Origin of the sequence: Streptomyces sp. NPDC006012 (assembly GCF_042871185.1) — a bacterium.
Lineage (GTDB): Bacteria > Actinomycetota > Actinomycetes > Streptomycetales > Streptomycetaceae > Streptomyces.
The window spans coordinates 174,330-197,165 of record NZ_JBIAIE010000006.1 but is presented as its reverse complement, the minus strand read 5'-3'; the positions used below and the strand labels follow the sequence as shown (position 1 = coordinate 197,165).

The window sequence follows — 22,836 nt, the reverse complement described above, 5'->3', positions numbered from 1 at the left end:
TTCCCGGCTCCCGCGCCTGTTTTCGCTGCGGAGCGCTCGGCCCCTGGGCACGGGCACGGGCACGGGCACGGGCACGGGCACGGGCAACGATGCGAGGGGGGCGCGCTTGGGGGCGGCCGTGGCAGCGCGAGCGGCGGCGGCTGTTTCCGGCTGTGGTTCTGGTCGCCGGGCGCGCCTGGCCATCGGCGTCGCGCTCGCCGCCGCCTTCCTGGACCTGGCGTTCGGCCACTGTCCGGGGGCGAGTTGTCCCTGCTGCCGCGGCGGGCCGGTGTCGGCGCCGGGCGGAGGCGGCGGTGACGGGCCGGCGCGACCGCTGGGCCGACGTGACGAGTATCTCGCCGCGTCGGGGTGCCAAGGCTGGCTCCCCGTCCGTTCTTCGGGCACGATCTGCGATGCGCCGTAAACCTACGGCTGCGTAACTTGTCCGCCGGGAGTGCCTTCCCAGGCTGAGCAGGAAGGGTCCGTCCCGCCCATGGAGCTGGTCTACCGTCCCGTCATCGGTTTCGCCAAGACGATGTTCAAGGTCTGGGACCTCAAGATCGACTGCAAGGGTTCGGAGAACATCCCGGGCTCGGGCGGTGCCGTCCTGGTGAGCAATCACATCAGTTACCTGGACTTCATCTTCAACGGCCTGGCGGCACTGCCGCAGAAGCGGCTCGTGCGCTTCATGGCGAAGGAGTCCGTCTTCCGCCACCGGATCTCCGGGCCGCTGATGCGCGGGATGAAGCACATCCCGGTGGACCGCGGACGGGGCGAGGCGGCGTACGAGCACGCGCTGGACTCGCTGCGGTCCGGCGAGGTCGTCGGGGTGTTCCCGGAGGCCACCATCTCGCAGTCCTTCACGCTCAAGAGCTTCAAGTCGGGCGCCGCGCGGCTCGCCCAGGAGGCCGGGGTCCCGCTGGTCCCGATGGCCGTATGGGGGACGCAGCGGCTGTGGACCAAGGGGCACCCGCGCAACTTCAAGCGCAGCCACCTCCCGGTCACCGTCCGGGTGGGTGAGACCATCGAAGCCCCCCGCGACCAGTACGCGGGCGCGATCACCCGCCGGCTGCGCGAGCGCGTACAGGACCTCCTGGACTCCGCCCAGCGCGCCTACCCGGGAGCCCCCAAGGGCGCCCACGACCACTGGTGGCTGCCGGCCCATCTGGGCGGCACGGCCCCGACGCAGGAGGAGTTGCGCGCCGCCGAGGCACGCTGACGCCCCCGATCGCACCGCAGCGGGGCGCCGGATCGGGCCCCACGGCGCGGCCCGGCCGCGCGCCGTATCGGCCGGCGGGCCGCGCCGGTCATCCGCGCGCCGGGGTCTCGGCGGGCTCGGGGGCACCGACGGAGATGTGGGCGCCGGGGCTGAACTTCGCCAGCATTTCGGCGAGTTCGGTCGCGGCCCGATGGACGTCGGCGACCGGCATCGGGGCTAGGCCCTCCAGCAGGAAGACGCCGGAGGCCGTCGCCTCGGCGAGGTGGGTGCGCGGGCCCTGGCGCCAGTTCCAGCGGCGGCCGGTCACGCCCGCGTCGTCGCGCCACACCACCTCGCCGAGGCCCGCCTGCCCAGCGCCTCCGCCGAGTTGCGGGTGCGGGACGGTTTGGCGCCGAACGCGGTGCAGACCTCTCGCCAGGCCGCCATGTGCGGGTCCTCGTGCGGAGCGCGCCCGGCCAGGCGGGCGGCGAGCCGGCGGGCCGCGTCGTCGCGCAGTGCCGGACTCACCTCGGTACTGGGTCCACCCGTGAGGCCCTGCGCCTCGATCACGACATGGATGAAGCCCGGCGCGAGGGCGCGCACCTCGTCGGACACGGTGAGGGTGAGGGGCTCTGTCTCGCCTCAGAGTGCGGTGGGGAGCGTCGTCCACAGACCCGGCCGGTCCGGGGCCGTCTTCAGGGCGCGCAGCACGGTCGGATGAGGTTCAGCATACAAGACCGGATAGTCCACTTCATTGGACTCAGGGTCAGGCATCCAGGCCAGCCGCTCGCCGTCGAGGGAGAACTGCGCGTCGACGCCGGGCTTGTTGCCGCGCGGATCCTGCCGGTGCCATGCCCCGTTGAAGCGGACGGCGACCAGTCCGTGCACCACGTCGAGCTTCTGGTAGCACAGCGCCGTGGGGATGTCCTCGGCCCGCAGCAACGCGGCCAGCGCGTGGGCCTTCGCGTAGCAGATGCCGGTCCGCAGCGCGAGGACGTCGGAGGCACGCCAGGTGACCCGTGGATCCCCGGAGTCCTGCGAGTGCGGAACGGCGTCCCGGACGAACTCGAAGGCGGCTCGCGCATAGGCATACGAGTCCGGAACGTTCTCAGCCAGCCGGGCCGCCGTCTCGCGCACCACCGGGTGGTCATGATCGATGGCCTCGTCGGCGGCTAAATACGCGGACAGGTCGGGCGTGTTCTGGATCAGCTCCATGCCCGCAGAGCTTAGGAATGCGATCACCCAAGAGTCAATGACTTTTCAGATGACCGCATATCTATGCAGGATGTGACGCCGCCTCCGAGTCCCGGAGTCATGGCCCGGACCCGCGGGCCCCTGCCTACCGGTGCGTGTGCGCCATCTCCTCCTTGACCGCCGCCACGAACGCGTCCACGTCCTCCTCGGTGGTGTCGAAGGCGCACATCCAGCGCACCACGCCCGCCGCCTCGTCCCAGAAGTAGAAGCGGAACCGCTTCTGCAGCCGCTCGGCCACATCGAGCGGAAGCCGGGCGAAGACGCCGTTGGCCTGCACCGGGTAGCAGATCTCCACGCCGTGCACCGCGCGCACGCCCTCGGCGAGCCGCTGGGCCATCTCGTTGGCGTGCCGCGCGTTGCGCAGCCACAGGTCCTTGGCGAGCAGCGCCTCCAACTGCACCGAGACGAACCGCATCTTGGAGGCCAGCTGCATGGACATCTTGCGGATGTGCTTCATGCGGCGCACAGCGTCCTGGTTGATGACGACGACCGCCTCACCGAACAGCGCGCCGTTCTTCGTCCCGCCCAGGGAGAGGATGTCGGCGCCGACGGCGTTGGTGAAGGACCGCATGGGCATGTCCAGGGAGGCCGCGGCGTTGCCCAGCCGGGAGCCGTCCACGTGCACCACCATGCCGTGCGCATGGGCGTGCTCGCAGATCGCACGGATCTCGTCGGGCGTGTAGACCGTGCCCAGTTCCGTGCTCTGGCTGATCGAGACCACCTGCGGCATCGCCCGGTGCTCGTCCTCCCAGCCGTACGCCTGCCGGTCGATCAGCTCCGGCGTGAGCTTGCCGTCCGGCGTGGGCACGGTGAGCAGCTTGAGACCGGCCATCCGCTCGGGGGCGCCGCCCTCGTCGGTGTTGATGTGCGCGCTCTCGGCGCAGATCACCGAGCCCCAGCGGTCGGTGACCGACTGGAGCGCGACCACGTTCGCGCCGGTGCCGTTGAAGACCGGGAACGCCTCCGCCGTGGCCCCGAAGTGGCTGCGGACTATCCGCTGGAGGTGCTCGGTGTAGACGTCCTCGCCGTAGGCGACCTGGTGGCCCCCATTGGCCAGGGCCAGGGCGGCGAGCACCTCGGGGTGGGCTCCGGCGTAGTTGTCGCTGGCGAAACCCCGGGCCTGCGGGTCGTGGTGGCGGCGGGCGTCGGTCCTGGGAGGGTTCATGGCTTCTCGGTCAGCCACAGGTGGTGTCCGTTCACTTCTGCGGCGGGCTTGTTCCAGACCTCGGCGATGGCCTCGGCCAGGTCCCCGACGTCCGTGAAGCCCGCGAACTTCGCGTTGGGGCGGTCGGCGCGCATCGCGTCGTGCACCAGTGCCTTCACCACCAGGATCGCAGCCGCCGAGGTCGGCCCCTCGGCGCCCCCGGCCTTGCGGAAGTAGTCGGCCATGGCCAGCGTCCACGCCTCGGCGGCGGCCTTGGCGGCGGCGTAGGCCGCGTTGCCCGCGGTGGGCCTGCTCGCACCGGCGGCACTGATCAGCACGTACCGGCCGCGCTCGCTGCGCTGCAGGGCCTCGTGGAAGGCGAGGGTGGTGTGCTGCACGGTGCGGATGAGCAGCAGTTCGAGGAAGTCCCAGTCGTCGAGGCTGGTCTTGGTGAAGGTCTCGCTGCCGCGCCAGCCGCCGACCAGGTGGACCAGTCCGTCGACCCGGCCGAAGTCCTTCTCGATGTGGGTGGCCCACTCGCGGGTGGACTGCAGGTCGAGCAGGTCCACCGTGTCGCCGGTGACGGTGGCGCCACCGGAGGCGTAGCGGGCCGCATCCACGGCCTCGGACAGCCGTTGCGGGTCGTTGTCGGCGCCGACCACCGTCGCCCCCGCCTCGGCGAGCCTGCGCAGCGTCGCCCGGCCGGCGGGTCCGCCCGCGCCCGCCACCGCGATGACCGCACCGCTCAGTGTCCCGTTCCCGTTCCCCATCGTCGCCTCCTGAGCCTGCCGAGCGTCTACGGTACGGCCGCTCACGCGGCGACCTGCTCGGCGCTGTCCGCCGTGATGCCCCGAGTGGAAGCGATCACCTTCTTGAGTTTCTTGGACAGTGCCTCATAGAACATGCTCAGCGGAAACTCGTCCGGAAGCACGTCGTCCACGAGCTTGCGCGGCGGCTGGCTCAGGTCGAGGGCGTCGGGGCCCTTGGCCCACTTGGAGCCCGGGTGCGGGGCGAGGTAGGCGGCGACGAGTTCGTAGCCGGCGAACCAGTGGACCAGCTTGGGGCGGTCGATGCCGTCGCGGTACAGCTTCTCGATCTCGGCGCACAGCTGGTTGGTGACCTGCGGAGCACGTTCCCAGTCGATGGAGAGGCTGTTGTCGGTCCAGCGGACGACGTCGTGCCGGTGCAGGTAGGCGAAGAGGAGCTGGCCGCCGAGCCCGTCGTAGTTGCGTACGCGCTCGCCGGTGACCGGGAAGCGGAACATGCGGTCGAACAGGACCGCGTACTGCACGTCCCGGGCCTGCGGCACGCCGTCGGCCGCGAGCTTCACGGCCTCCCTGAAGGCGGTGAGGTCGCAGCGCAGTTCTTCGAGGCCGTACATCCAGAACGGCTGCCGCTGCTTGATCATGAACGGGTCGAACGGCAGGTCGCCGTGGCTGTGGGTGCGGTCGTGCACCATGTCCCACAGCACGAAGGCCTCCTCGCAGCGCTTCTGGTCGCCCACCAGCGCGGCGACGTCCTCGGGCAGCTCAAGGCCCAGGACGTCGACGGCCGCAGCGGTCACCCGGCGGAAGCGGGCGGCCTCGCGGTCGCAGAAGATGCCACCCCAGGAGAATCGTTCCGGCGCTTCCCGTACGGCGATGGTCTCGGGGAAGAGCACGGCGGAGTTGGTGTCGTAGCCCGCCGTGAAGTCCTCGAAGGTGATGCCGCAGAACAGCGGGTTGTCGTAGCGGGTGCGCTCCAGTTCGGCCAGCCAGTCGGGCCAGACCATGCGCAGCACGACCGCCTCCAGGTTGCGGTCCGGGTTGCCGTTCTGCGTGTACATCGGGAAGACGACCAGGTGCTGGAGGCCGTCCGCGCGCTGCGCCGCGGGCTGGAAGGCGAGCAGCGAGTCGAGGAAGTCGGGGACGCGGAAGCCGTCGTCGGCCCAGCGGCGCAGGTCCTGGGCAAGCGCCGCATGGTAGGCCGCGTCGTGCGGCAGCAGCGGGGCCAGCTGCCCGACGGCGTCGATCATCCGGTCGACGGCCTGTTCGGCATCGGCCCGGTCCGGGGCGTCCTGCCCGCCGAAGTCGATCGCCCCGTCCTTGGACTGCCATGGCCGGATCTCTTCCACGGCATCCTTGAGCACGGGCCACGCCGGGTGCTCGATCACCCTGACCGCCGGAGGAACCTTCCCCTCCACACCCACTTGCACAAGAATTTCCGTCATCTTCCATCCTTCACGGGACAACCTCGCGTAAGGACACCGTATGCATCCAGCCTTTCCTCTAGCAAGGGGGCCCTCGGGAAATTATCCTGCCGAACCGCACAGTCACCGCTGTTTTTCCTGCCGTAAACCAGGACGACGCCTACTTCCTTTTTACAGAGGGCGGATACTCGGCCCACGGAGCGTGTCGAACAGGGTGCAGATCCAGCCGGTCAACCTCGCGGAGGACTCGCCCACGCCGGAGTGACCACCACCCGGCGGTACGGCGCCAAACCGCCCCGCCCGTCACCCCAATCCCCCGTGTACGCGCGGGTTCATTGGCGCAGGCGGCGGTTAGGCTGCGATTCCGCCGCGTGGACGATGGGGTCCGTCCGGTCCGCGCGTGTGCCGAGCCGCCGTCGACGGAAAGCGAGTCGAACCTTGAACCTCCTTACCATCGGTCACCGCGGAGTCATGGGTGTCGAGCCCGAGAACACCCTCCGTTCCTTCGTCGCCGCCCAGCAGGCCGGCCTCGATGCCATCGAACTCGATCTGCACCTGAGCAAGGACGGTGCCCTCGTCGTCATGCACGACGCGGAGGTGGACCGCACGACCGACGGCACCGGCCCGATCGCCGAGAAGACCCTCGCCGAGCTGCGCGCGCTCGACGCGGGCCGCGGCGAGCGGGTTCCGGTCTTCGAGGAGGTGCTGGACGCCGTGAAGGCGCCGCTGCAGGCCGAGATCAAGGATGTGACGGCGGCCCGCGCGCTGGCCGAGGTGATGGTGCGGCGGGACCTGCTCTCCCGGGTGGAGGTGTCCTCGTTCCACGACGAGGCGATCACCGAGATCGCCCGGCTGGTGCCGGGCGTGCGCACCGCGCTCGTGGCCGGCCGCTACGGCACGGACGTCGTGGAACGCGCCGTCACGGCCGGTGCCACGACCCTCTGCCTGGACATCCGGCGGCTCACCCTGGAGGTCGTCGAGCACGCCCGCAGGGCGGACCTGAGGATCATCGGCTGGGTGGTGAACACCCAGGAGCACCTGCGGCTGGTGCGGGCCCTGGAACTGGACGGCGCGACGACCGACTATCCGCAGATCAAGCGGACCGGCCGGTTCACCGCGTGACGGTCAGCCGAGTTCCTTGACCAGCAGCTCGAACTGAAGGTCGTCGCGCTGCGGGATGCCGAAGCGCTCGTCGCCGTACGGGAACGGCGTCATCCGTCCCGTACGGCGGTAGCCGCGCCGCTCGTACCAGGCGATGAGGTCCGCCCGCACGGAGATCACCGTCATGTGCATCTCGGTGGCGGCCCAGGTCTCGCGGACGCGCCGCTCCGCCTCCGCGATGACCAGCTTGCCGAGGCCCGCGCCCTGGAGCGTGGGGCTGACCGCGAACATGCCGAAGTAGGCGTGGCCGCCGCGGCGCTCCAGCTGGCAGCAGGCGACCACCTCGTCCTGCCGCCACACCGTCAGCATCCTGCTGTCGGGCGACTTGATCACTTCCAGCACGCCCTCCGGATCGACCCGCTGCCCCTGAAGGATGTCCGCCTCGGTGGTCCAGCCGGCCCGGCTGGCGTCCCCGCGGTACGCCGATTCGACCAGTGCGACCAGCGTGGCCACGTCGGCGTGGGTGGCGTCGCGGAAGAGGAGTCCGGTGGTGGCGGTGTCCATGGGCAAGGGTCTCCGATCTGGGGGCGCGGCTCGGCACGGACGAGGGTAACGCTGCCGTTAGGGTGCTGGCGCATGGTGCACGTACTCAGCAGCCGGACACTTCTGCGGCCCACCGACCCCGAGCGCTCCCGGGTCTTCTACGGCGAACAGCTCGGTCTCGCCGTCCACCGCGAGTTCGGTACCGGGCCCGAGCGCGGGACCGTCTACTTCCTCGGCGGTGGCTTCCTGGAGGTCTCCGGCCGGTCCCGGGCCGTCCCGTCCGCGGCCCCGCAGCTGTGGCTCCAGGTCGAGGACGTGGAGGCGGCGCATGCGGAGCTGCGCGCGAAGGGCGTCGAGATCGTGCGTGCGCCGGTGCGGGAGCCGTGGGGGCTGATCGAGATGTGGATCACCGATCCGGACGGCATCAAAATCGTCCTGGTCGAGGTCCCGGCCGATCATCCGCTGCGGTTCCGGCCGGGGATCTAGGCACCGGCCGCTGCTGATCGCCGGTACGGCCCAGCCCTGCGTTCTCTGCCGGCGCCCTCGTCCGTGCCGGTGCACCGCGCTGTCGATGCCGGTGGCACCGTCCGTACCGATGGGCACCAGTCGTATCGGCAGCACCAGCCACCCCGGTGGCACCGGCCGCCCCTGCGACCTGGAGACCGCCCCAGGAAAAGGCGCACCTCACCGGGTGTGCTCCGCCGAGTGCTCCCCGTGTACACCCTTGCGCTTGCGTGCGCGCCTCGTGTCCCGGGCATCGCAACCAGCGACGGCGCCTGGGGCGCCGGACGGGGAAACGGGACGGGGAAACGGGGAGGCGCGCGTGCACGGACCTGCTTCACCCGGCTGGCTGCTGGTCGCGCTGTGCGCGGTCACCGGCGCCTACTGCCTGGTGCGGATGCGCAGCGCCGTGGCGGAGCAGCGGCGCTCCGCGGGCGGCGAGGCCCTCATGGGCTTCGGCATGGCGGCCATGGCCGTGCCCGCCACGGTGTACACCCCTCCGTCCTGGGCGTGGCCGGTGTACGCGGCCGTGTTCGGCGCGGCCGGGCTGCACGCCCTGTGGACGGCGCGCAGCAGACCACACCATCTGCACCACCTGGTGGGCAGCGCGGCGATGGTCTACATGGCGGCCGCGATGGCCCTGTCCCCCGGCGCCCCGCACCACGGGCACGGCGGCGCCGGAATCCCCCTGGTGACCGGGGTGCTGCTCCTCTACTTCACCGGGTACGTGCTGTTGGCGGGCGTCCGTCTGGTCCCGCTCGCCACGGCGGCAGGCGGCGGCTCCGGCTGGGGCGACCGGCCGGAGCTGGCGCGGGTCTGCCGGTTGTCCATGGGCATCGGGATGGTCGCGATGCTCGTCGGCTTCTGACCCGGGTCCTGGTGGCCCGTGGGTGGCGGACGTTGCCTGCGTCACTTTGCGGCGACCGACCGTACCCCCGGGGGACGCACCCCCCATAGGGTGCTCACCATGATGGTCCCCGCGGCACTGATGCTGCTCGGCGCGCTGACCGCCGTCGTCGCCCCGAGGCTGCTCGCGCGGGCCGACTGGCCGGACCGGGAGCCCGTGGTCGCCCTGTGGATGTGGCAGTGCGTCGTCGCGGGGGTGCTGCTCTGCTGTGTGCTGTCGATGACGCTCAGTGCGGCGGCCGCCTGGCAGGCGGTGCACGGGCACGTCTTCGCCTCGGCGCCGCGCGCGGTCGTCGACGCGTACCCGTTCGGCACGGCCGGTCCCTGGGCGGCGGCGACCGCCCTGGCCCTGGCCGGTGCGGGCCTGTGGAGCGCCGCGATGCTGGTCCGCGAGGTGGCACGGGCCCGGACGCGACGGCGCCTGCGGCGGGCCGAACTTTTGGTACGTGCCCCGCTGTTGCCCGGTGAGGAGCCGTTGGCCGGCCGGCTCGTGGTACTGGAGGGTGAGCGGCCCGACGCCTGGTGGCTGCCCGGCCCGGCATCGCAGCTCGTCGTCACCACGGCCGCGTTGCGCCGTCTGAAGGGGCAGCAGCTGGATGCCCTGCTGGCCCACGAACAGGGTCATGCGCAGGCCCGGCACCACTGGCTGCTGCACTGCTCGGCCGCGCTGGCGGGCGGGTTCCCGCAGGTGCCGGTGTTCGCCGCGTTCCGCGACGAGATGCACCGACTGGTCGAACTGGCCGCCGACGACATGGCCTCCCGCCGCTTCGGCCGGCTCACCACCGCGCTGGCCCTCGTCGAACTCAACGAGGACCGCGGCGTGTTCGGGCCCGGTCCCGCCCCGCTGGCCCATGTCCCGCAGCGCGTGCACCGGTTGCTGGCGCCGGCGGACCGGCTGACCGCGATGCGCCGTCTGCGGCTGACGGCCGCGGCGGCGCTGGTGCCCGCGGTTCCGGTGCTGGTGGCCCTGCTGCCGGGGCTGCGGGCGCTCAGCTGACCCCGTGTCGCCCGCCCGCTGCGCGCATCCGCGATGATCGGCCCATGCGCCGTGCATCCGACGACTCCTCGTGCCACCCGCCGGGCGACCGCGGTGCCGCCCGTGCCGCCCTGGCCCTCGCGGTGGCCTCCGCCCTGCTCCTCACCCTGGTCGCCGTCGAGTGGCGCCCCCTGGTCTCGCTGGACGGTGCCGTGGCCCGCACCACGCACCGCTGGGCGGTCGCCGAGCGCGGCCTCACCCGCACCGCGCGGATCCTCACGGACTGGGTCTTCGACCCGCTGACGATGCGCCTGGTGTGCGCGACGGCGGCCGGCCTGCTGGTGTGGCGCCGCCGGGCCTGGTGGACGGCGCTGTGGCTGGCCGTGGCCGGTGCGCTCGGCACGGCGGTGCAGCAGTCTCTGAAGGCCGCCGTCGGCCGTCGGCGCCCGGTCTGGCCTGACCCCGTCGACTCCGCGCACTACGCGGCCTTCCCGTCCGGGCACGCCATGACCGCGACCGTGGTCTGCGGTCTCCTGCTGTGGCTGTGCCACCACCTGGGCGTGGGCCGCACCTGGTGGCGCGCTGCCCTCACGGTGGCCGTGGTCTGTGTGCTCGGCTCCGGGCTCACCCGGGTGTGGCTCGGTGTCCACTGGCCCTCGGACGTGCTGGGCGGCTGGCTGCTCGGGGCGCTGGCGGTGGCGCTCGCGGTGCTCGGATACGGCAGGGGCCTGGGGCGGGGCGGCCTGCGGCGCGTCCCGCACCGGTAAAGTCCGCCGCATGGCTGCCGTGCTGTTCGACTTCTCCGGGACCCTGTTCCGCATCGAGTCCACCGAGTCCTGGCTGCGGGCCGTCCTCGACGAGGCCGCCCTGACGCTGCCCGAGCCGGAGCTGACCGGGACGGCGCGGGCGCTGGAGGCGGCGGGGGCACTGCCGGGCGGCGCGTCCCCGCAGCGGGTGCCCGCGGACCTCACCGGGGTGTGGGCCGTACGGGACGAGAGCGCGGAACTGCACCGGGCTGCGTACACGGGTCTGTCCCGCCGTGTGCCGCTGCCCGACCCGGACCTGTACGACGCGCTGTACGAGCGGCACATGTCCCCCGCCGCCTGGTCCCCGTACCCGGACACCGCCGAGGTGCTGCGCGGCCTGCGCGAGCGCGGTGTCCCGGTCGGCGTGGTCAGCAACATCGGCTGGGATCTGCGCCCGGTGTTCCGCGCGCACGGCCTCGACGCGTACGTGGACGCGTACGTCCTGTCGTACGAGCACGGCGTGCAAAAGCCCGATCCACGGTTGTTCTCCGTGGCCTGCGACGCGCTCGGTGTCGGGCCGCAGCAGGTGCTGATGGTGGGCGACAGCCGGTCCGCGGACGGCGGTGCGGCGGCGCTGGGCTGCCGGGTGCACTTCGTGGACCACCTGCCGGCGGCCGAGCGGCCGGACGGGCTGCGGCCGGTGCTCGACCTGGTGGGGCCGCCGGGCCGGCCGGTTCAGCCTCGGTAGTCCTCGACCTGCGACCTGGGGCGCACCCGCGCGTCGTCGGGGTTCTCGCCGAACTCGGACTTGGCGCGGCGCCGGACTCAGCAGGTCCCAGCACTGGTCGAGTGCGCGCTCCAGTTCACCGAGAGCCGCTGCCGTTCATCGGCGCCGTCGGTGTCGCCCGACGCGAGCGCTTCCCGCAGCTTGTGCTCGTCCTTCACCATCTCGGTGATCCTGGCCAGGATCCGCTGGTCCGGTCCCCTCTCCGCACGCCTCCTCGGCTCGCCTCCCGTGCTCACCGCAGGGACGGGTGGGCCGCTGTGCGACAGGGGTGCGGGTGGGGCGTGCCGGCCGCCCGCCGAGGCGATCCCCCGTGTCGCCCCGGACGGACGGCAGCCTTCAACAGGCCCGCGCAACGGCCGGGCCTGATGTCTTGAGTATAGTTGGCTGGCAGCCAGTCAACAAAGGAGTTTTCAGCATGTCCCCGCGCAGCGCCTCGGTCAACGAAGAGTTGCGACGGCGTTCCCGGGAACGGCTTCTGCAGGCCGCGGTCGAACTGGTCGACGAGCACGGTTTTGAAGGCACGACCCTGGGCGCCATCGCGGACCGGGCGGGCTCGGCCCGCGGACTGGTGTCGTACTACTTCCCCGGCAAGCGCCAGCTCGTGCAGTCGGCCGTGCACCGGCTGATGCACCGCACGCTGGAGGAGGCGCTGGAGTCCGAGCCGCACACCGAGGACGGCCGGGAACGGCTGGCGCGGGCCATCGACGCGATCCTGGGGCTGGCTCGCGACCGGCCCCTGCTGATGCGCCAGCACATGGCGGGCCTGCTGCAGGCCGAGGGCTTCGTGCAGTGCCCCGAGCAGCGGCGCCTGGGCGAACTGTTGAGCGACACCGTCGACCGGTACGGCTCCGAGGACGTCACCGCCGACTACCCCATGCTGCGCGCGTTGCTCATGGGCGCGGTGTACGCGGCGCTGGTGCCGGGAGTGCCGATGCAGGTCCCGGTGCTGCGGGCGGAGTTGTTCGACCGCTACCGGCTCGACTGGGCGATGGGTGTCCCGCCGGACACCGCAGGGGTGTCCGGCGGGAGGTGCACATCGGATCTGTCACGGTTCTTCGCCACCGACACGGAATCGGTGGACCGGTCCGACGACTCCGGCCGGCCCGGTCCGCCGGATCAGGCTCAGCGGTCGAAGTAGTCCGGCTGGGTCTGGACGTTGAGTTCGTCCAGGCGGATCCGTGTCGCCGCGTCCGTGCGCCGGTCGCGGAGCTTCAGCACGTCGAAGCCCTTGGCGATGTCGTTCGAGTAGATGTAGCCGTTGTAGTAGTACGCCGACCACGAGCCGCCGACCGTGAGGGTGTCGGTGGTCAGCGGGCCGCGCTCGAAGTAGGCGATCTCCTTCGGCTTCGCGGAGTCGGTGAAGTCCCAGACGGAGACACCGCCCTGGTACCAGGCCTGGACCATGATGTCCCTGCCCTTCACCGGGACCAGCGAGCCGTTGTGGGCGACGCAGTTCTCGGTGTCCGCCTGGTGGCGCGGGATCTTGTAGTAGCCGCGGAAGACCAGCTTGCGGTTCTCGCCCTTGCCGACGATGTCGTAGATGCCGTCCGCGCCGCGGTTCGGTCCGATCGCGGCATTGCAGGTGGCCGCGCCGCCGCCGCCGAGTTCGTCGGTGAACACCACCTTGTCGGCCGTCTGGTTGAAGGTCGCCGAGTGCCAGAACGCGAAGTTCACGTTGTCCTGGACCCGGTCGATGACCTTCGGGTGCTCCGGGTCCTTGACCGAGAACAGGATGCCGTCGCCCATGCAGGCGCCGGCCGCCAGGTCCAGCGAGGGCAGCACCGTGATGTCGTGGCAGCCGGTGGTCTTGGACACGCCCGGGTTGGTGGGCGCACCCGGGTTGCCGCCGCCGTCGGGGCCGTCACCGGGGAAGAGGACCGGGAAGCCGACGACCGCCGCCTGCTCGGGGTGGCTGCGCGGCACCTTGATCACGGAGATGCCGTCGTGCGGCGGCTGGCAGTCCGGGTAGGCGGCGCTCGGCGAGTACGAGGAGACGTAGATGTAGACGTTCTTGCGTTCGGGCACCAGCGAGTGGGTGTGGGAGCCACAGGCGGTCTCGACGGCGGCGACGTACTTCGGGTTCCTCTTGTCGCTGATGTCGAAGACCTTCATGCCCTCCCACGAGGACTTCTCGGTCGCGGGCTGGGTGGTGCTGTTGCAACTGCTGTCGCTGCGCGAGGAGTCGGTGGACAGGAAGAGCAGGTCGCCGGAGACCGAGACGTCGTTCTGCGAGCCCGGGCACAGCACCTGGGCGACCGTCTTCGGCGACTTCGGGTTGCTGATGTCGAAGACCCGGAAGCCGTCGTAGTTGCCGGCGAAGGCGTACTTGCCCTGGAAGGCGAGGTCCGAGTTCGTCCCCGGAAGCGCGTCCTTGGGGACGTTGGTCAGATGGTCGATGTTGGCGGAGTGGACGACCTCGTCCTGGGCGGGTATCTCCCCGGCGGAGATGGCGTCCCGCACATCGGCCCGGACGCTCGCGGACACCTCGTCACGGGGGGCCGTGCCGTCCCCCGAGTCGGGGGTCGCGACGGCCGGCTGGGCCGTCAGCAGCGCCGCGAGCAGTCCCGCGGCCGTCGCGGCAATGCCCAGACGTCTGCGCCGCGTTCGAGGATCTTTCAACAGGATCACTGCTTCCTCCCTTGTTCCGTTCACGTCGGAACGGGTCACGGACCCTCGAAGTATCGTCTTCCTCATGCACATATCAACAGTGGGCAACGAAGTCGTCATGAAGGTTTTTGATCAGTCACGCGCGGAAGCGTGCTAACACGTTCATCGGCACCCGCCGGGTGCCGGTCGGCCATCGCCCATCCCCGCCTGCCACAGGAGGTCGCCGTGCACCACCGCCGAGCGTTCCGCGCGTCCCTCGTCACGGCCTCACTCGCCGCGGTCGCCGTGCTCGGACTGACCGGCTGCGACTCCGGGCCGGACCCGAAGCCGCCCAAGGCCGGCGGCCCTTCGGTGATCGTGCCCGGCGAGCCGGGCGGGGAGAACCACACGCTGTCCGCCGCGGACGCCGCCGAGCAGCGCGCCGAGGACGACTCGCCCAACTCGGCGGACGTCGGCTACGCGCGGATGATGGTCCAGCACCACTCCCAGGCCCTGGAAATGACCGAACTCGTCCCGGACCGCGCGCAGTCATCGCAGGTCAAGAGGCTTTCCGAGCGGATCGCCGCGGCCCAGGGCCCGGAGATCACCGCCATGCGGGACTGGCTGACGTCGTACGGCAAGGACGCGCAGCCCGCGGAGCACGACCACGCCGCGATGCCCGGGATGGCGACGGAGGCGCAGCTGAAGGAGTTGCGCACGGCTCGGGGCAAGGCGTTCGACGAATTGTTCCTGAAGCTGATGACCACCCATCACGAGGGCGCGATCACCATGGCCACCGATGTGAAGGCGCAGGGCAACAACATCCGGATCGAGGAGATGGCGGACGACGTGGTCGCCCAGCAGACGAGTGAGATCGCACGGATGCAGGACATGCGGTGACACTCCGCCACAGCGGGGCGGGAACACGGCATCAGGGACCGGGCCGGTCACGGCGGGGCGGTGACACGGCATCAGGAACCGAGGCGGGCCGCCGTGGGCTGCACCGCAGATGAGCGGACCGCGCGCCGCACGCGCCCGGCGGCAGCGCCGTACGTGACGGGCCCGGGGCACCCACCGCGGCGGCGGGGCGCCTGAGGCCGGTCAGCGCCGGGCGTGGCGCGGCGTCAGGAGGCCCGTCTCCCGGGCCTGTCCGATCAGCGCGAGCGCCTGACGGCGGCCGTAGCCGGTCGCGGACATCACCGCGAGAACCGGGTCCCTGCCCTCCTCCTGGGCGGACCGGTACACGCCCGCGGCCCGCCGGCACCCCTCGGTGCCGCGTGGCCAGGCCGGACGGGCCCGCCGCGCCCCGGCCGAGGTCCCGCCGCCGGCCCGGGAATCCGCGCCGAGCCCGCACGCCGCCAACAGCGGCTCCTCGATCCAGTCGGCCAGCACCGTCAGGTCGTCCGGGGACAGCGCGGGCCGGGCCCGGACGTCCTCGAAGAAGACGCACGCCTCGCAGACCACGGCGAGCACGTCGATCCGGGCGCCGTCGGCGAACGCCAGCCGGACGGTGAACCACGACGCGGCGCCCTCGTCCTCCCGCACTTCCCAGGCCGGCCCCACGGACACCGTGCCGTCCGCCGCGCAACGACCGGAAAGATTAAGAAAGGATGCTTCTAGCACACACGCAACGTAACCCCATGATCACATCCCGTTGGCAACAGACACGCGCGCCTGTCACCCTGCCGCACCCTGTCAGCCGACCCCCGACAGTGCGATGCTGGAGCCACCAGCGCCCCTGCGCCCCCAGGGTTAGGAGTCCGCCGTGCTGCGTGTCGCCGTCGTCGGTTCCGGACCGAGCGGGTGCTACACCGCCCAGAACCTGGTCCAGCGGGACACCCGGGTGCTCGTGGACGTCCTCGACCGCCTGCCGTGCCCGTACGGCCTGGTCCGCTACGGAGTGGCCCCCGACCACGAGAAGATCAAGTCCTTGCAGGGCAATCTGCGGACGGTCCTGGAGGACGACCGGGTGCGGTTCCTGGGCGGCATCCGGGTCGGCGGGCCGGGCGGGCCGGGCGTGGCACGGCTGCGCGAGCTGTACCACGCGGTCGTCTACTGCGTGGGGGCCGCCACCGACCGGCACCTCGGCATCCCGGGCGAGGACCTGCCCGGCAGTTGGTCGGCGACCGAGTTCGTGTCCTGGTACAGCGCCCATCCGGACGCCGCCGACGCCGGTTTCGTGCGGGACGTCCGGTCCGCCGTGGTCATCGGCGTGGGCAATGTCGCGGTGGACGTCACACGGATGCTCTCCCGCGGCAGGGCGGAGCTGAGCCCGACCGACATGCCGCAGGACGCGCTGGCCGCGCTGGCGGCGAGCCGGGTGTCCGAGGTCGTCATGGTGGGCCGGCGCGGCCCCTCGCAGGCCCGCTTCACCACGAAGGAACTACGCGAACTGGGCGCGCTGCCCGGCACCGGCATCGATCTGGACCCCGCCGAACTGGCCATGGATCCGGCGTACTCCGATCCGTCCGGGCTGCCCGGCCCGCAGCGCCGCAACCTGGAGGTGCTGCGCGGCTGGGCGGCACGGGAGTCCGGGGAGACGGAGCGCCGGATCGCACTGCGCTTCTTCCTGCGGCCGGTGGAACTGCTGGCCGGCGGCGGGCGGGTGGCCGCGGTGCGTTTCGAGCGGACGGCGCCGGACGGCCACGGCGGGGTGACGGGCACCGGCCGGTTCGAGACCGTCGAGGCGCAGTTGGTGCTGCGGTCGGTCGGCTATCGCGGGGTGCCGCTGGCGGGGTTGCCGTTCGACGCGCAGAGCGGAACGGTGCCGAACGAGCGGGGCCGCGTGCTCCGTGCGGGCGTCCCGTCCGAGGGTGAGTACGTGGCCGGATGGATCAAGCGCGGCCCGACGGGGGTCATCGGCACCAACCGCCCGTGCGCCAAGGAGACGGTCGAGTCGCTGCTCGCGGACGCGCCGGCACTGCTGCGCCGGGAGGTGCCGCGGGATCCCGTGGCGGTGCTGCGGGCGGAGGGGTCCGAGCCGGTGGAGTGGCCGGGCTGGCGGGCGATCGAGCGGGCCGAGGCGGAGCTGGGCACGCGGCTGGGGCGGCATGTGGTGAAGCTCGCCGACTGGGACTCGCTGCTCGCGGCGGCACGCACGGCGGCACCGTAGCGGGGCCGGCCGCCGCCGGGCGGACAGGACAGACGGATCCGGACGGTGACGGACAGCGGCACCAGCATGGGCCGCCCGACCACGATCGTGTGGAACCCGCCGTTCGACCGCCTTCCCGGGGTGGGCGGTTCAGCTGTCGTCGGCGAGCCGCGCGGTCTGCTGGGCGGCGGCGACGAGAAGGCAGTCGAGCAGCCCGGGGAAAAGATCGTCCAGGTCGTCCCTGCGCAGGCCGTTCATCTTGGCCGTGCCCCGGTAGACCTGCCGGATCACCCCGGTCTCGCGCAGCACCCGGAAGTGGTGCGTGGAGGTCGACTTGGTGACCGGCACGTCGAAGTGCGAGCAGGGCAGCTCACCTCCGTCGGCGGCGAGCTCCTGCACGATCTGGAGCCGCAGCGGGTCGGAGAACGCGTGCAGCACGCCCGCGAGGCGGATCTCGCCACGCTCCGGGTGCGGCAGGTCACGACTGGTCACGGAGGCAGTTGTCACGGCGGCTCACCTTCGTCCTGGAGCCGCCATTGTACGAAATCCGTCGTAGTTTGACACCTGCCATACTACGACGTTTATCGTACGAGTCGACCACCGGTCCCGTGACGTCGATTGGAGCCCGCCGTGAGCGCCCTCTTCGAACCCTTCACCCTGCGCGAAGCGACCATCCCCAACCGGATCTGGATGGCGCCCATGTGCCAGTACTCGGCGGAGCCGGACGGCGCCGCGGCGGGCACGCCGAACGACTGGCACTTCGCCCACTACGCGGCGCGGGCGACCGGCGGCACGGGCCTGATCATCACCGAGGCCACCTCGATCTCGCCCGAGGGCCGGATCTCCCCGTACGACCTGGGAATCTGGAACGAGACCCAGGTGGCGGCGTTCCGCCGGATCACGGACTTCCTCGCCACCCAGGGCGCGGTGGCCGGGATCCAGCTCGCGCACGCCGGCCGGAAGGCCTCGACGGAGCGGCCCTGGAAGGGCGGTGCGCCCGTCGGGCCCGAGGCCCACGGCTGGCAGCCGCTGGGGCCGAGCCCGGTCCCCTTCGACGCCGGTCATCCGGTGCCGGACGAGCTGACGGTCGATCAGGTGGGTGAGATCGTGGACCAGTTCGTGGCGGCGGCCCGCCGCGCGCTGGCCGCCGGATTCGAGGTCGCCGAGATCCACGGCGCCCACGGCTACCTGATCAACCAGTTCCTCTCCCCGCACTCGAACCACCGCACCGACGCCTACGGCGGCTCGTACGAGAACCGGACCCGTTTCGCCCTCGAAGTCGTCGACGCCGTGCGCGCGGTGTGGCCGGACGGGAAGCCGCTGTTCTTCCGCATCTCCGCGACCGACTGGCTGGAGGACGACGGCTGGACCGCGGACGACACGGTCCGCTTCGCCGCCGAACTCCAGGCCCACGGCGTGGACCTCGTCGACGTGTCCACCGGCGGCAACGCCCCCCGCGTCAGCATCCCCACCGGCCCCGGCTACCAGGTCCCCTTCGCCACACGGGTCCGTCGGGAGGCAGGCGTGCCGGCCGCCGCGGTCGGCCTGATCACCGAGCCGCAGCAGGCCGAGAAGATCCTTTCGGACGGCGAGGCGGACGCGGTCCTGCTCGGCCGCGAGCTGCTGCGCGACCCGTCGTTCGCCCGGCACGCGGCGCGCGAGCTGGGCGGCGACGTGCACGTGCCCGACCAGTACCACCGGTCCGTCTGACGGAGACGGGCAGCGACCCGACGGCCGGGCGCCACGTCACGGCCCGACGGCCCGGCCCGCCACCCGGCCGACCGGCCAGCCGTCCCGTGCGGCACTCAGACCGCGGCCGCGCCGTGTGGCCCTCCCGCCTCGGCCGCCGGCCCGTGGTGCACCGTGCCGGTCAGTTCTCGCTGGTAGTCCGCGTACGCGGCGCGCAGGGCGGGGCCCGGCCAGTCGGCGGGCAGGAGCGCGTCCGGCAGCACCGGGTCGGTGAGCAGGTGGCGCACCACCGCGGCGAAACCGGTGAAGCGGTCGGCGGGACGGTCCGCACCGGCCACCTCGGCGAGCAGGGCCCGGCCGGTGGCGACCCAGGTGCTCAGCGGCCACAGCTGGGCGGCGAGTTCGCGCGGGGGCCGGTCGGGACGGGCGGTGTAGCACTGGGCCAGTTGGTCCAGGTCTTCCGGCAGCGGGCGGCCCAGGTTGGCGGGCCGCAGCCACACGCCCTCACGGAGTTCGGCCAGCCGCAGGGCGGCGAGCCGGGCCCGCAGCTCGGCGCGTTCGGCGGGACCGCGGCCCGTCGCCGTGATCACCACCATCTCCCAGTCGCCGCGCCACGCGCGCGTGCGGGGGCGCAGCGCGTCGTCCTGACGGCGCTGACGGGCCAGCAGCCGGTCGCTGAGCCCGTACACGGCGTCCGTGCGGCGCAGGTCACCGGCGGTCACCATCCGGCTGAGCGCGGCCCGCAGGGTGGAGCCACCGACTCCGAAGGGCTCCACCAGCCGTACGAGGTCCTTGACCGGCAGCCGCGGCGGATGGACGCCGAGCAGCAGGCTCAGCACCACCGACCGGGCGGACAGCGGCCGCAGACGGACCTCGTCGGACGGCTCCGACACGTTCATCCGCATGGACACCTACTGTACGGGCGCTCTGTACGGGCCCTTTCGTATTGCACTATTGCTGCAGCCGCACGAAAAGCGCAACATGAGGTCATGGTATCGACACCCGCCTCCGCCCAGCCGCGGTCCGCCACCCACGACGTCACCAACCAGCCCCCGCCCCTGGCCCCGTACGACGCCGCCGAGGACCCGGCCCTGCTGGAGGGCCTGCGCCGGGAGGGCGCGGGCTGGGCCGAGGAGGACGTCCGACGGCTCGGCCGGCGGGCCGGCAGCGCCGAGGCCCAGGAGTGGGGGGAGCTGGCCAACCGGTACGAGCCGCGGCTGCGCACCCACGACCGGTACGGCAACCGGGTCGACGAGGTCGAGTTCCACCCCGCCTGGCACCACCTGATGCGGGTCGCGGTCGGCGCGGGTCTGGCGGGCGCCCCCTGGGGCGACGAGCGGCCCGGCGCCCATGTCGCCCGCACCGCGGGCGGGCTGGTGTGGGGGCACACCGAGGCCGGGCACGGCTGTCCCACCTCGATGACGTACGCGGCCGTCCCCGCGCTGCGCGCCCAGCCGGACCTCGCCGAGGTCTACGAACCGCTGCTGACCGGCCGGGAGTACGACCCGGTGCTGCGCGTCCCCAGCCAGAAGCCCGCCCTGCTGGCCGGGATGGGCATGACCGAGAAGCAGGGCGGCTCCGACGTCCGGACCAACGCCACCGCGGCCGCCCCCACCGCCGAGCCCGGCGTGTACACGCTGCACGGCCACAAGTGGTTCACGTCCGCCCCGATGTGCGACGTCTTCCTGGTGCTCGCCCAGGCGCCGGGCGGCCTGTCCTGCTTCCTGGTGCCACGCGTGCTGCCGGACGGCAGCCGCAACACGTTCCGGATCCAGCGGTTGAAGGACAAGCTGGGCAACCGCTCCAACGCCTCCTCGGAACCGGAGTTCGAGGAGACCGTCGCCTGGCGGGTCGGTCCGGAGGGGCGCGGTGTCAAGACGATCATCGAGATGGTCAACTGCACCCGCCTGGACTGCGTGATGTCATCGGCCACCCTGATGCGCAAGACCCTCGTCGAGGCGGGGCACCATGTGCGCCACCGCAGCGCGTTCGGCGCACGGCTGCTCGACCAGCCGCTGATGCGCAACGTCCTCGCCGATCTCGCGCTGGAGTCGGAGGCCGCGACGACCCTCACGCTGCGGCTGGCCGGTGCGGCGGACCGCGCGGTGCGCGGGGACGCCGGGGAGCAGGCGTTCCGCCGGATCGCGACCGCCGTCGGCAAGTACTGGGTCACCAAGCGCGGTCCGGCCTTCACGGCAGAGGCCCTGGAGTGCCTGGGCGGCAACGGCTACGTCGAGGAATCGGGCATGCCACGCCACTACCGGGAGGCTCCCCTGCTGTCCATCTGGGAGGGCTCGGGGAACGTCAACGCGCTCGACGTGCTGCGGGCACTCGGCCGGGAGCCCGGCACGGCGGACGCCCTGTTCGCCGAACTCGCCCTGGCCCGCGGGGCGGACGCCCGGCTGGACACGGCCGTGGGCCGGCTCAAGGACCGGCTCACCGGGACCGACCAGGCGGGCGCGCGCCGGCTGGTCGAGTCGATGGCCCTGGCGCTCCAGGCATCCCTGCTGGTCCGGCACGCCCCGGCCGCGGTCGCCGACGCGTTCTGCGCGTCCCGGCTGGGCGGGGACTGGGGCCACTCGTTCGGCACGCTGCCCGACGGAACCGGCCTGGACGCGATCCTGGAGCGCGCGCTGCCGGACGCGGACTGAGCGGCGTGGGGACGCGGGCGCGCGGTGACGCCGTTCCCCGCGCGGCCCAGGGCCATGACCGTCCCCGGCCGACACGCTCGCCGCGGCCGCCGCCCACGCGGGTGGGCGGCCCGGCCCCGTCCCACGGATGGGCACCCCGTCCGATGGCCGCCGCCCGCCCCCTTCTCGTGGGCGCCCGGCCCTCTCTCGTGGTCACTCGGCCGGAACCATTCGCGCCACGCAGCGTCCGACGGGCCGACAACACCGTGCTGACCTGCGGTGTCGGCGGATCGGAGGTGACTGTCAGTGGCGGGGTGCAGACTGGCCGGTGTTCGAGGACCAGCTGTACGACGACGAGATGCGACGGCATCCCGGAGGTGATCGGCATGACCGAGGTACTGCTCGCCGTGGGCACCCGCAAGGGCCTGTTCATCGGGCGGCGACGAGAGGGCGCCTGGGAGTTCGACGAGAGCCCCTGCTTCAACGCACAGGCGATCTACTCGGTCGCCATCGACACCCGGGGCGGCACTCCTCGCCTCCTGGCGGGCGGCGACAGTGCCCACTGGGGCCCCTCCGTGTTCCACTCCGACGACCTGGGCCGCAGCTGGACCGAACCGGCCCGGCCCGCCGTCAAGTTCCCCAAGGACACCGGTGCCTCACTGGAGCGGGTGTGGCAATTGCACCCGGCCGCCGCCGAACCGGACGTGATCTACGCGGGCACGGAACCGGCCGCGCTGTACCGCTCCGAGGACCGCGGCGAGAGCTTCGACCTGGTCCGGCCCCTGTGGGAGCACCCCACCCGCGGCCGGTGGGTGCCGGGCGGTGGCGGAGAAGGACTGCACACCGTCCTCACCGACCAGCGCGACCCGAAGGCGGTCACCGTCGCCGTCTCCACGGCCGGGGTGTTCCGCACCACGGACGGCGGCGCGAGCTGGGCACCGTCCAACTCCGGTGTGTCCGCGGTGTTCCTGCCGGACCCGAACCCCGAGTTCGGCCAGTGCGTGCACAAGATCGCCCAGGACGCGGGCAGCCCGGACCGGCTGTACCTCCAGAACCACTGGGGGGTGTACCGCAGCGACGACGCCGGCGCGCACTGGACGGACATCGGCGAGGGACTGCCGTCCACCTTCGGCTTCGCGACGGCGGCCCATCCGCACCGCTCCGGCACGGCCTACGTCTTCCCGATCAACGCCGACGCCGACCGGGTGCCCGCCGACCGCCGCTGCCGGGTCTTCCGCACGGCGGACGCGGGCCGGAGCTGGGAGCCGCTGACGGCCGGCCTGCCGTCGGAGGACCACTACGGCACGGTGCTGCGGGACGCCCTCTGCACCGATGACGGCGACCCGGCGGGCGTGTACTTCGGCAACCGCAACGGCGAGGTGTTCGCATCGGGCGACGACGGCGACAGCTGGCAGCAGTTGGCCTCGCATCTGCCGGACGTGCTGTGCGTACGGGCCGCGGTCGTCGGCTGAGGCCGGGGCGGAGCCGAGGAAGGAGAAAGGCACCGGCGCGGCCGC

Annotated in this window: 22 protein-coding genes and 2 pseudogenes; 13 read left to right on the top strand and 11 right to left on the bottom strand. The window is 72.3% G+C overall.

The features are described from left to right. The first annotated feature begins 472 nt into the window (after positions 1-472). Complete coding sequence (locus ACFYPJ_RS14335) at positions 473-1,198, top strand: lysophospholipid acyltransferase family protein (protein ID WP_389015561.1); 726 nt, start codon at positions 473-475, stop codon at positions 1,196-1,198. Positions 1,199-1,286: 88 nt separating this feature from the next. On the opposite strand, the pseudogene ACFYPJ_RS14330 reads toward ACFYPJ_RS14335, so the two are convergent. The 5 genes and pseudogenes from ACFYPJ_RS14330 to ACFYPJ_RS14310 all read right to left on the bottom strand — a co-directional run bounded on the left by ACFYPJ_RS14330 (position 1,287) and on the right by ACFYPJ_RS14310 (position 5,784). Further along, positions 1,287-1,792: pseudogene (locus tag ACFYPJ_RS14330) on the bottom strand (hypothetical protein). A gap of 27 nt (positions 1,793-1,819) precedes the next feature. After that, positions 1,820-2,392, bottom strand: coding sequence for a transglutaminase domain-containing protein (locus ACFYPJ_RS14325; RefSeq protein ID WP_389015559.1), 573 nt, complete (start codon positions 2,390-2,392; stop codon positions 1,820-1,822). A 124-nt stretch (positions 2,393-2,516) separates the two neighbouring features. Further along, complete coding sequence (locus tag ACFYPJ_RS14320) at positions 2,517-3,596, bottom strand: threonine aldolase family protein (protein WP_389015556.1); 1,080 nt, start codon at positions 3,594-3,596, stop codon at positions 2,517-2,519. Further along, on the bottom strand, positions 3,593-4,345 hold the full coding sequence (locus ACFYPJ_RS14315) for an SDR family NAD(P)-dependent oxidoreductase (RefSeq protein WP_389015553.1): 753 nt from the start codon (positions 4,343-4,345) through the stop codon (positions 3,593-3,595). Before ACFYPJ_RS14315 ends, ACFYPJ_RS14320 begins: the two co-directional genes overlap by 4 nt. A 41-nt stretch (positions 4,346-4,386) precedes the next feature. After that, positions 4,387-5,784 carry a DUF6421 family protein gene (locus ACFYPJ_RS14310; RefSeq protein ID WP_389015550.1) on the bottom strand — a complete coding sequence of 466 codons (1,398 nt, stop codon included), beginning with the start codon at positions 5,782-5,784 and terminating at the stop codon, positions 4,387-4,389. Positions 5,785-6,201: 417 nt separating this feature from the next. On the opposite strand from ACFYPJ_RS14310, the gene ACFYPJ_RS14305 reads away from it, so the two are divergent. Next, positions 6,202-6,885, top strand: coding sequence for a glycerophosphodiester phosphodiesterase (locus ACFYPJ_RS14305; RefSeq protein ID WP_389015547.1), 684 nt, complete (start codon positions 6,202-6,204; stop codon positions 6,883-6,885). Between the two features lie 3 nt (positions 6,886-6,888). Here the strand turns inward: ACFYPJ_RS14305 and ACFYPJ_RS14300 are convergent, their stop codons facing one another. Continuing rightward, a complete protein-coding gene (locus ACFYPJ_RS14300; protein ID WP_389015544.1) occupies positions 6,889-7,428 on the bottom strand; it encodes a GNAT family N-acetyltransferase in 540 nt (179 codons plus the stop codon). 72 nt (positions 7,429-7,500) lie between these two features. Here ACFYPJ_RS14300 and ACFYPJ_RS14295 point away from each other — a divergent pair, with 72 nt between their 5' ends. The 5 genes from ACFYPJ_RS14295 (at position 7,501) to ACFYPJ_RS14275 (ending at position 11,284) form a co-directional block, all read left to right on the top strand. Then, the gene (locus ACFYPJ_RS14295; RefSeq protein ID WP_389015541.1) at positions 7,501-7,893 is read left to right on the top strand and encodes a VOC family protein; all 393 of its coding nucleotides are present in this window, start codon (positions 7,501-7,503) and stop codon (positions 7,891-7,893) included. Positions 7,894-8,230: 337 nt separating this feature from the next. Beyond that, positions 8,231-8,776, top strand: coding sequence for a DUF5134 domain-containing protein (locus ACFYPJ_RS14290; protein ID WP_389015538.1), 546 nt, complete (start codon positions 8,231-8,233; stop codon positions 8,774-8,776). A 99-nt stretch (positions 8,777-8,875) separates the two neighbouring features. Continuing rightward, a complete protein-coding gene (locus ACFYPJ_RS14285) occupies positions 8,876-9,811 on the top strand; it encodes a M56 family metallopeptidase (RefSeq protein ID WP_389015535.1) in 936 nt (311 codons plus the stop codon). A 44-nt stretch (positions 9,812-9,855) separates the two neighbouring features. Further along, the gene (locus ACFYPJ_RS14280) at positions 9,856-10,557 is read left to right on the top strand and encodes a phosphatase PAP2 family protein (RefSeq protein WP_389015533.1); all 702 of its coding nucleotides are present in this window, start codon (positions 9,856-9,858) and stop codon (positions 10,555-10,557) included. 10 nt (positions 10,558-10,567) lie between these two features. Next, positions 10,568-11,284 (top strand): HAD family hydrolase, encoded by a 717-nt coding sequence (locus ACFYPJ_RS14275; protein ID WP_389015530.1) that lies wholly within the window; start codon positions 10,568-10,570, stop codon positions 11,282-11,284. Here the strand turns inward: ACFYPJ_RS14275 and ACFYPJ_RS14270 are convergent. Continuing rightward, positions 11,272-11,559 (bottom strand): annotated as a pseudogene (locus tag ACFYPJ_RS14270) (DUF2630 family protein). The gene ACFYPJ_RS14275 and the pseudogene ACFYPJ_RS14270 sit on opposite strands and share 13 nt — an antisense overlap. A gap of 179 nt (positions 11,560-11,738) precedes the next feature. On the opposite strand from ACFYPJ_RS14270, the gene ACFYPJ_RS14265 reads away from it, so the two are divergent. Next, a complete protein-coding gene (locus ACFYPJ_RS14265) occupies positions 11,739-12,461 on the top strand; it encodes a TetR/AcrR family transcriptional regulator (RefSeq protein ID WP_389015527.1) in 723 nt (240 codons plus the stop codon). On the opposite strand, the gene ACFYPJ_RS14260 is transcribed toward ACFYPJ_RS14265, so the two are convergent. Further along, positions 12,446-13,951 (bottom strand): LVIVD repeat-containing protein, encoded by a 1,506-nt coding sequence (locus ACFYPJ_RS14260; protein WP_389015524.1) that lies wholly within the window; start codon positions 13,949-13,951, stop codon positions 12,446-12,448. The two genes, ACFYPJ_RS14265 and ACFYPJ_RS14260, sit on opposite strands and share 16 nt — an antisense overlap. A gap of 204 nt (positions 13,952-14,155) precedes the next feature. On the opposite strand from ACFYPJ_RS14260, the gene ACFYPJ_RS14255 reads away from it, so the two are divergent. Continuing rightward, entirely contained in the window at positions 14,156-14,809 is a 654-nt protein-coding gene (locus ACFYPJ_RS14255; RefSeq protein WP_389015521.1) for a DUF305 domain-containing protein, read from the top strand. Positions 14,810-15,010: 201 nt separating this feature from the next. Here the strand turns inward: ACFYPJ_RS14255 and ACFYPJ_RS14250 are convergent, their stop codons facing one another. Further along, complete coding sequence (locus ACFYPJ_RS14250) at positions 15,011-15,478, bottom strand: DUF6214 family protein (RefSeq protein ID WP_389015518.1); 468 nt, start codon at positions 15,476-15,478, stop codon at positions 15,011-15,013. Positions 15,479-15,674: 196 nt separating this feature from the next. On the opposite strand from ACFYPJ_RS14250, the gene ACFYPJ_RS14245 reads away from it, so the two are divergent. Then, entirely contained in the window at positions 15,675-17,021 is a 1,347-nt protein-coding gene (locus ACFYPJ_RS14245) for an FAD-dependent oxidoreductase (RefSeq protein WP_389015515.1), read from the top strand. A gap of 129 nt (positions 17,022-17,150) precedes the next feature. Here the strand turns inward: ACFYPJ_RS14245 and ACFYPJ_RS14240 are convergent, their stop codons facing one another. Further along, positions 17,151-17,507: an ArsR/SmtB family transcription factor gene (locus ACFYPJ_RS14240; RefSeq protein WP_389015512.1), complete on the bottom strand. Its 357-nt coding sequence runs from the start codon at positions 17,505-17,507 to the stop codon at positions 17,151-17,153. Positions 17,508-17,630: 123 nt separating this feature from the next. Here ACFYPJ_RS14240 and ACFYPJ_RS14235 point away from each other — a divergent pair, with 123 nt between their 5' ends. After that, a complete protein-coding gene (locus ACFYPJ_RS14235) occupies positions 17,631-18,710 on the top strand; it encodes an NADH:flavin oxidoreductase/NADH oxidase (RefSeq protein ID WP_389015510.1) in 1,080 nt (359 codons plus the stop codon). A gap of 95 nt (positions 18,711-18,805) precedes the next feature. Here the strand turns inward: ACFYPJ_RS14235 and ACFYPJ_RS14230 are convergent, their stop codons facing one another. Next, entirely contained in the window at positions 18,806-19,594 is a 789-nt protein-coding gene (locus tag ACFYPJ_RS14230; protein ID WP_389015507.1) for a PaaX family transcriptional regulator C-terminal domain-containing protein, read from the bottom strand. An 84-nt stretch (positions 19,595-19,678) separates the two neighbouring features. Between ACFYPJ_RS14230 and ACFYPJ_RS14225 the strand changes: the two genes are divergently transcribed. Then, a complete protein-coding gene (locus ACFYPJ_RS14225) occupies positions 19,679-21,340 on the top strand; it encodes an acyl-CoA dehydrogenase family protein (protein WP_389015504.1) in 1,662 nt (553 codons plus the stop codon). A 365-nt stretch (positions 21,341-21,705) separates the two neighbouring features. Next, the gene (locus tag ACFYPJ_RS14220; protein ID WP_389015501.1) at positions 21,706-22,791 is read left to right on the top strand and encodes a WD40/YVTN/BNR-like repeat-containing protein; all 1,086 of its coding nucleotides are present in this window, start codon (positions 21,706-21,708) and stop codon (positions 22,789-22,791) included. The last annotated feature ends 45 nt before the right edge of the window (positions 22,792-22,836 follow it).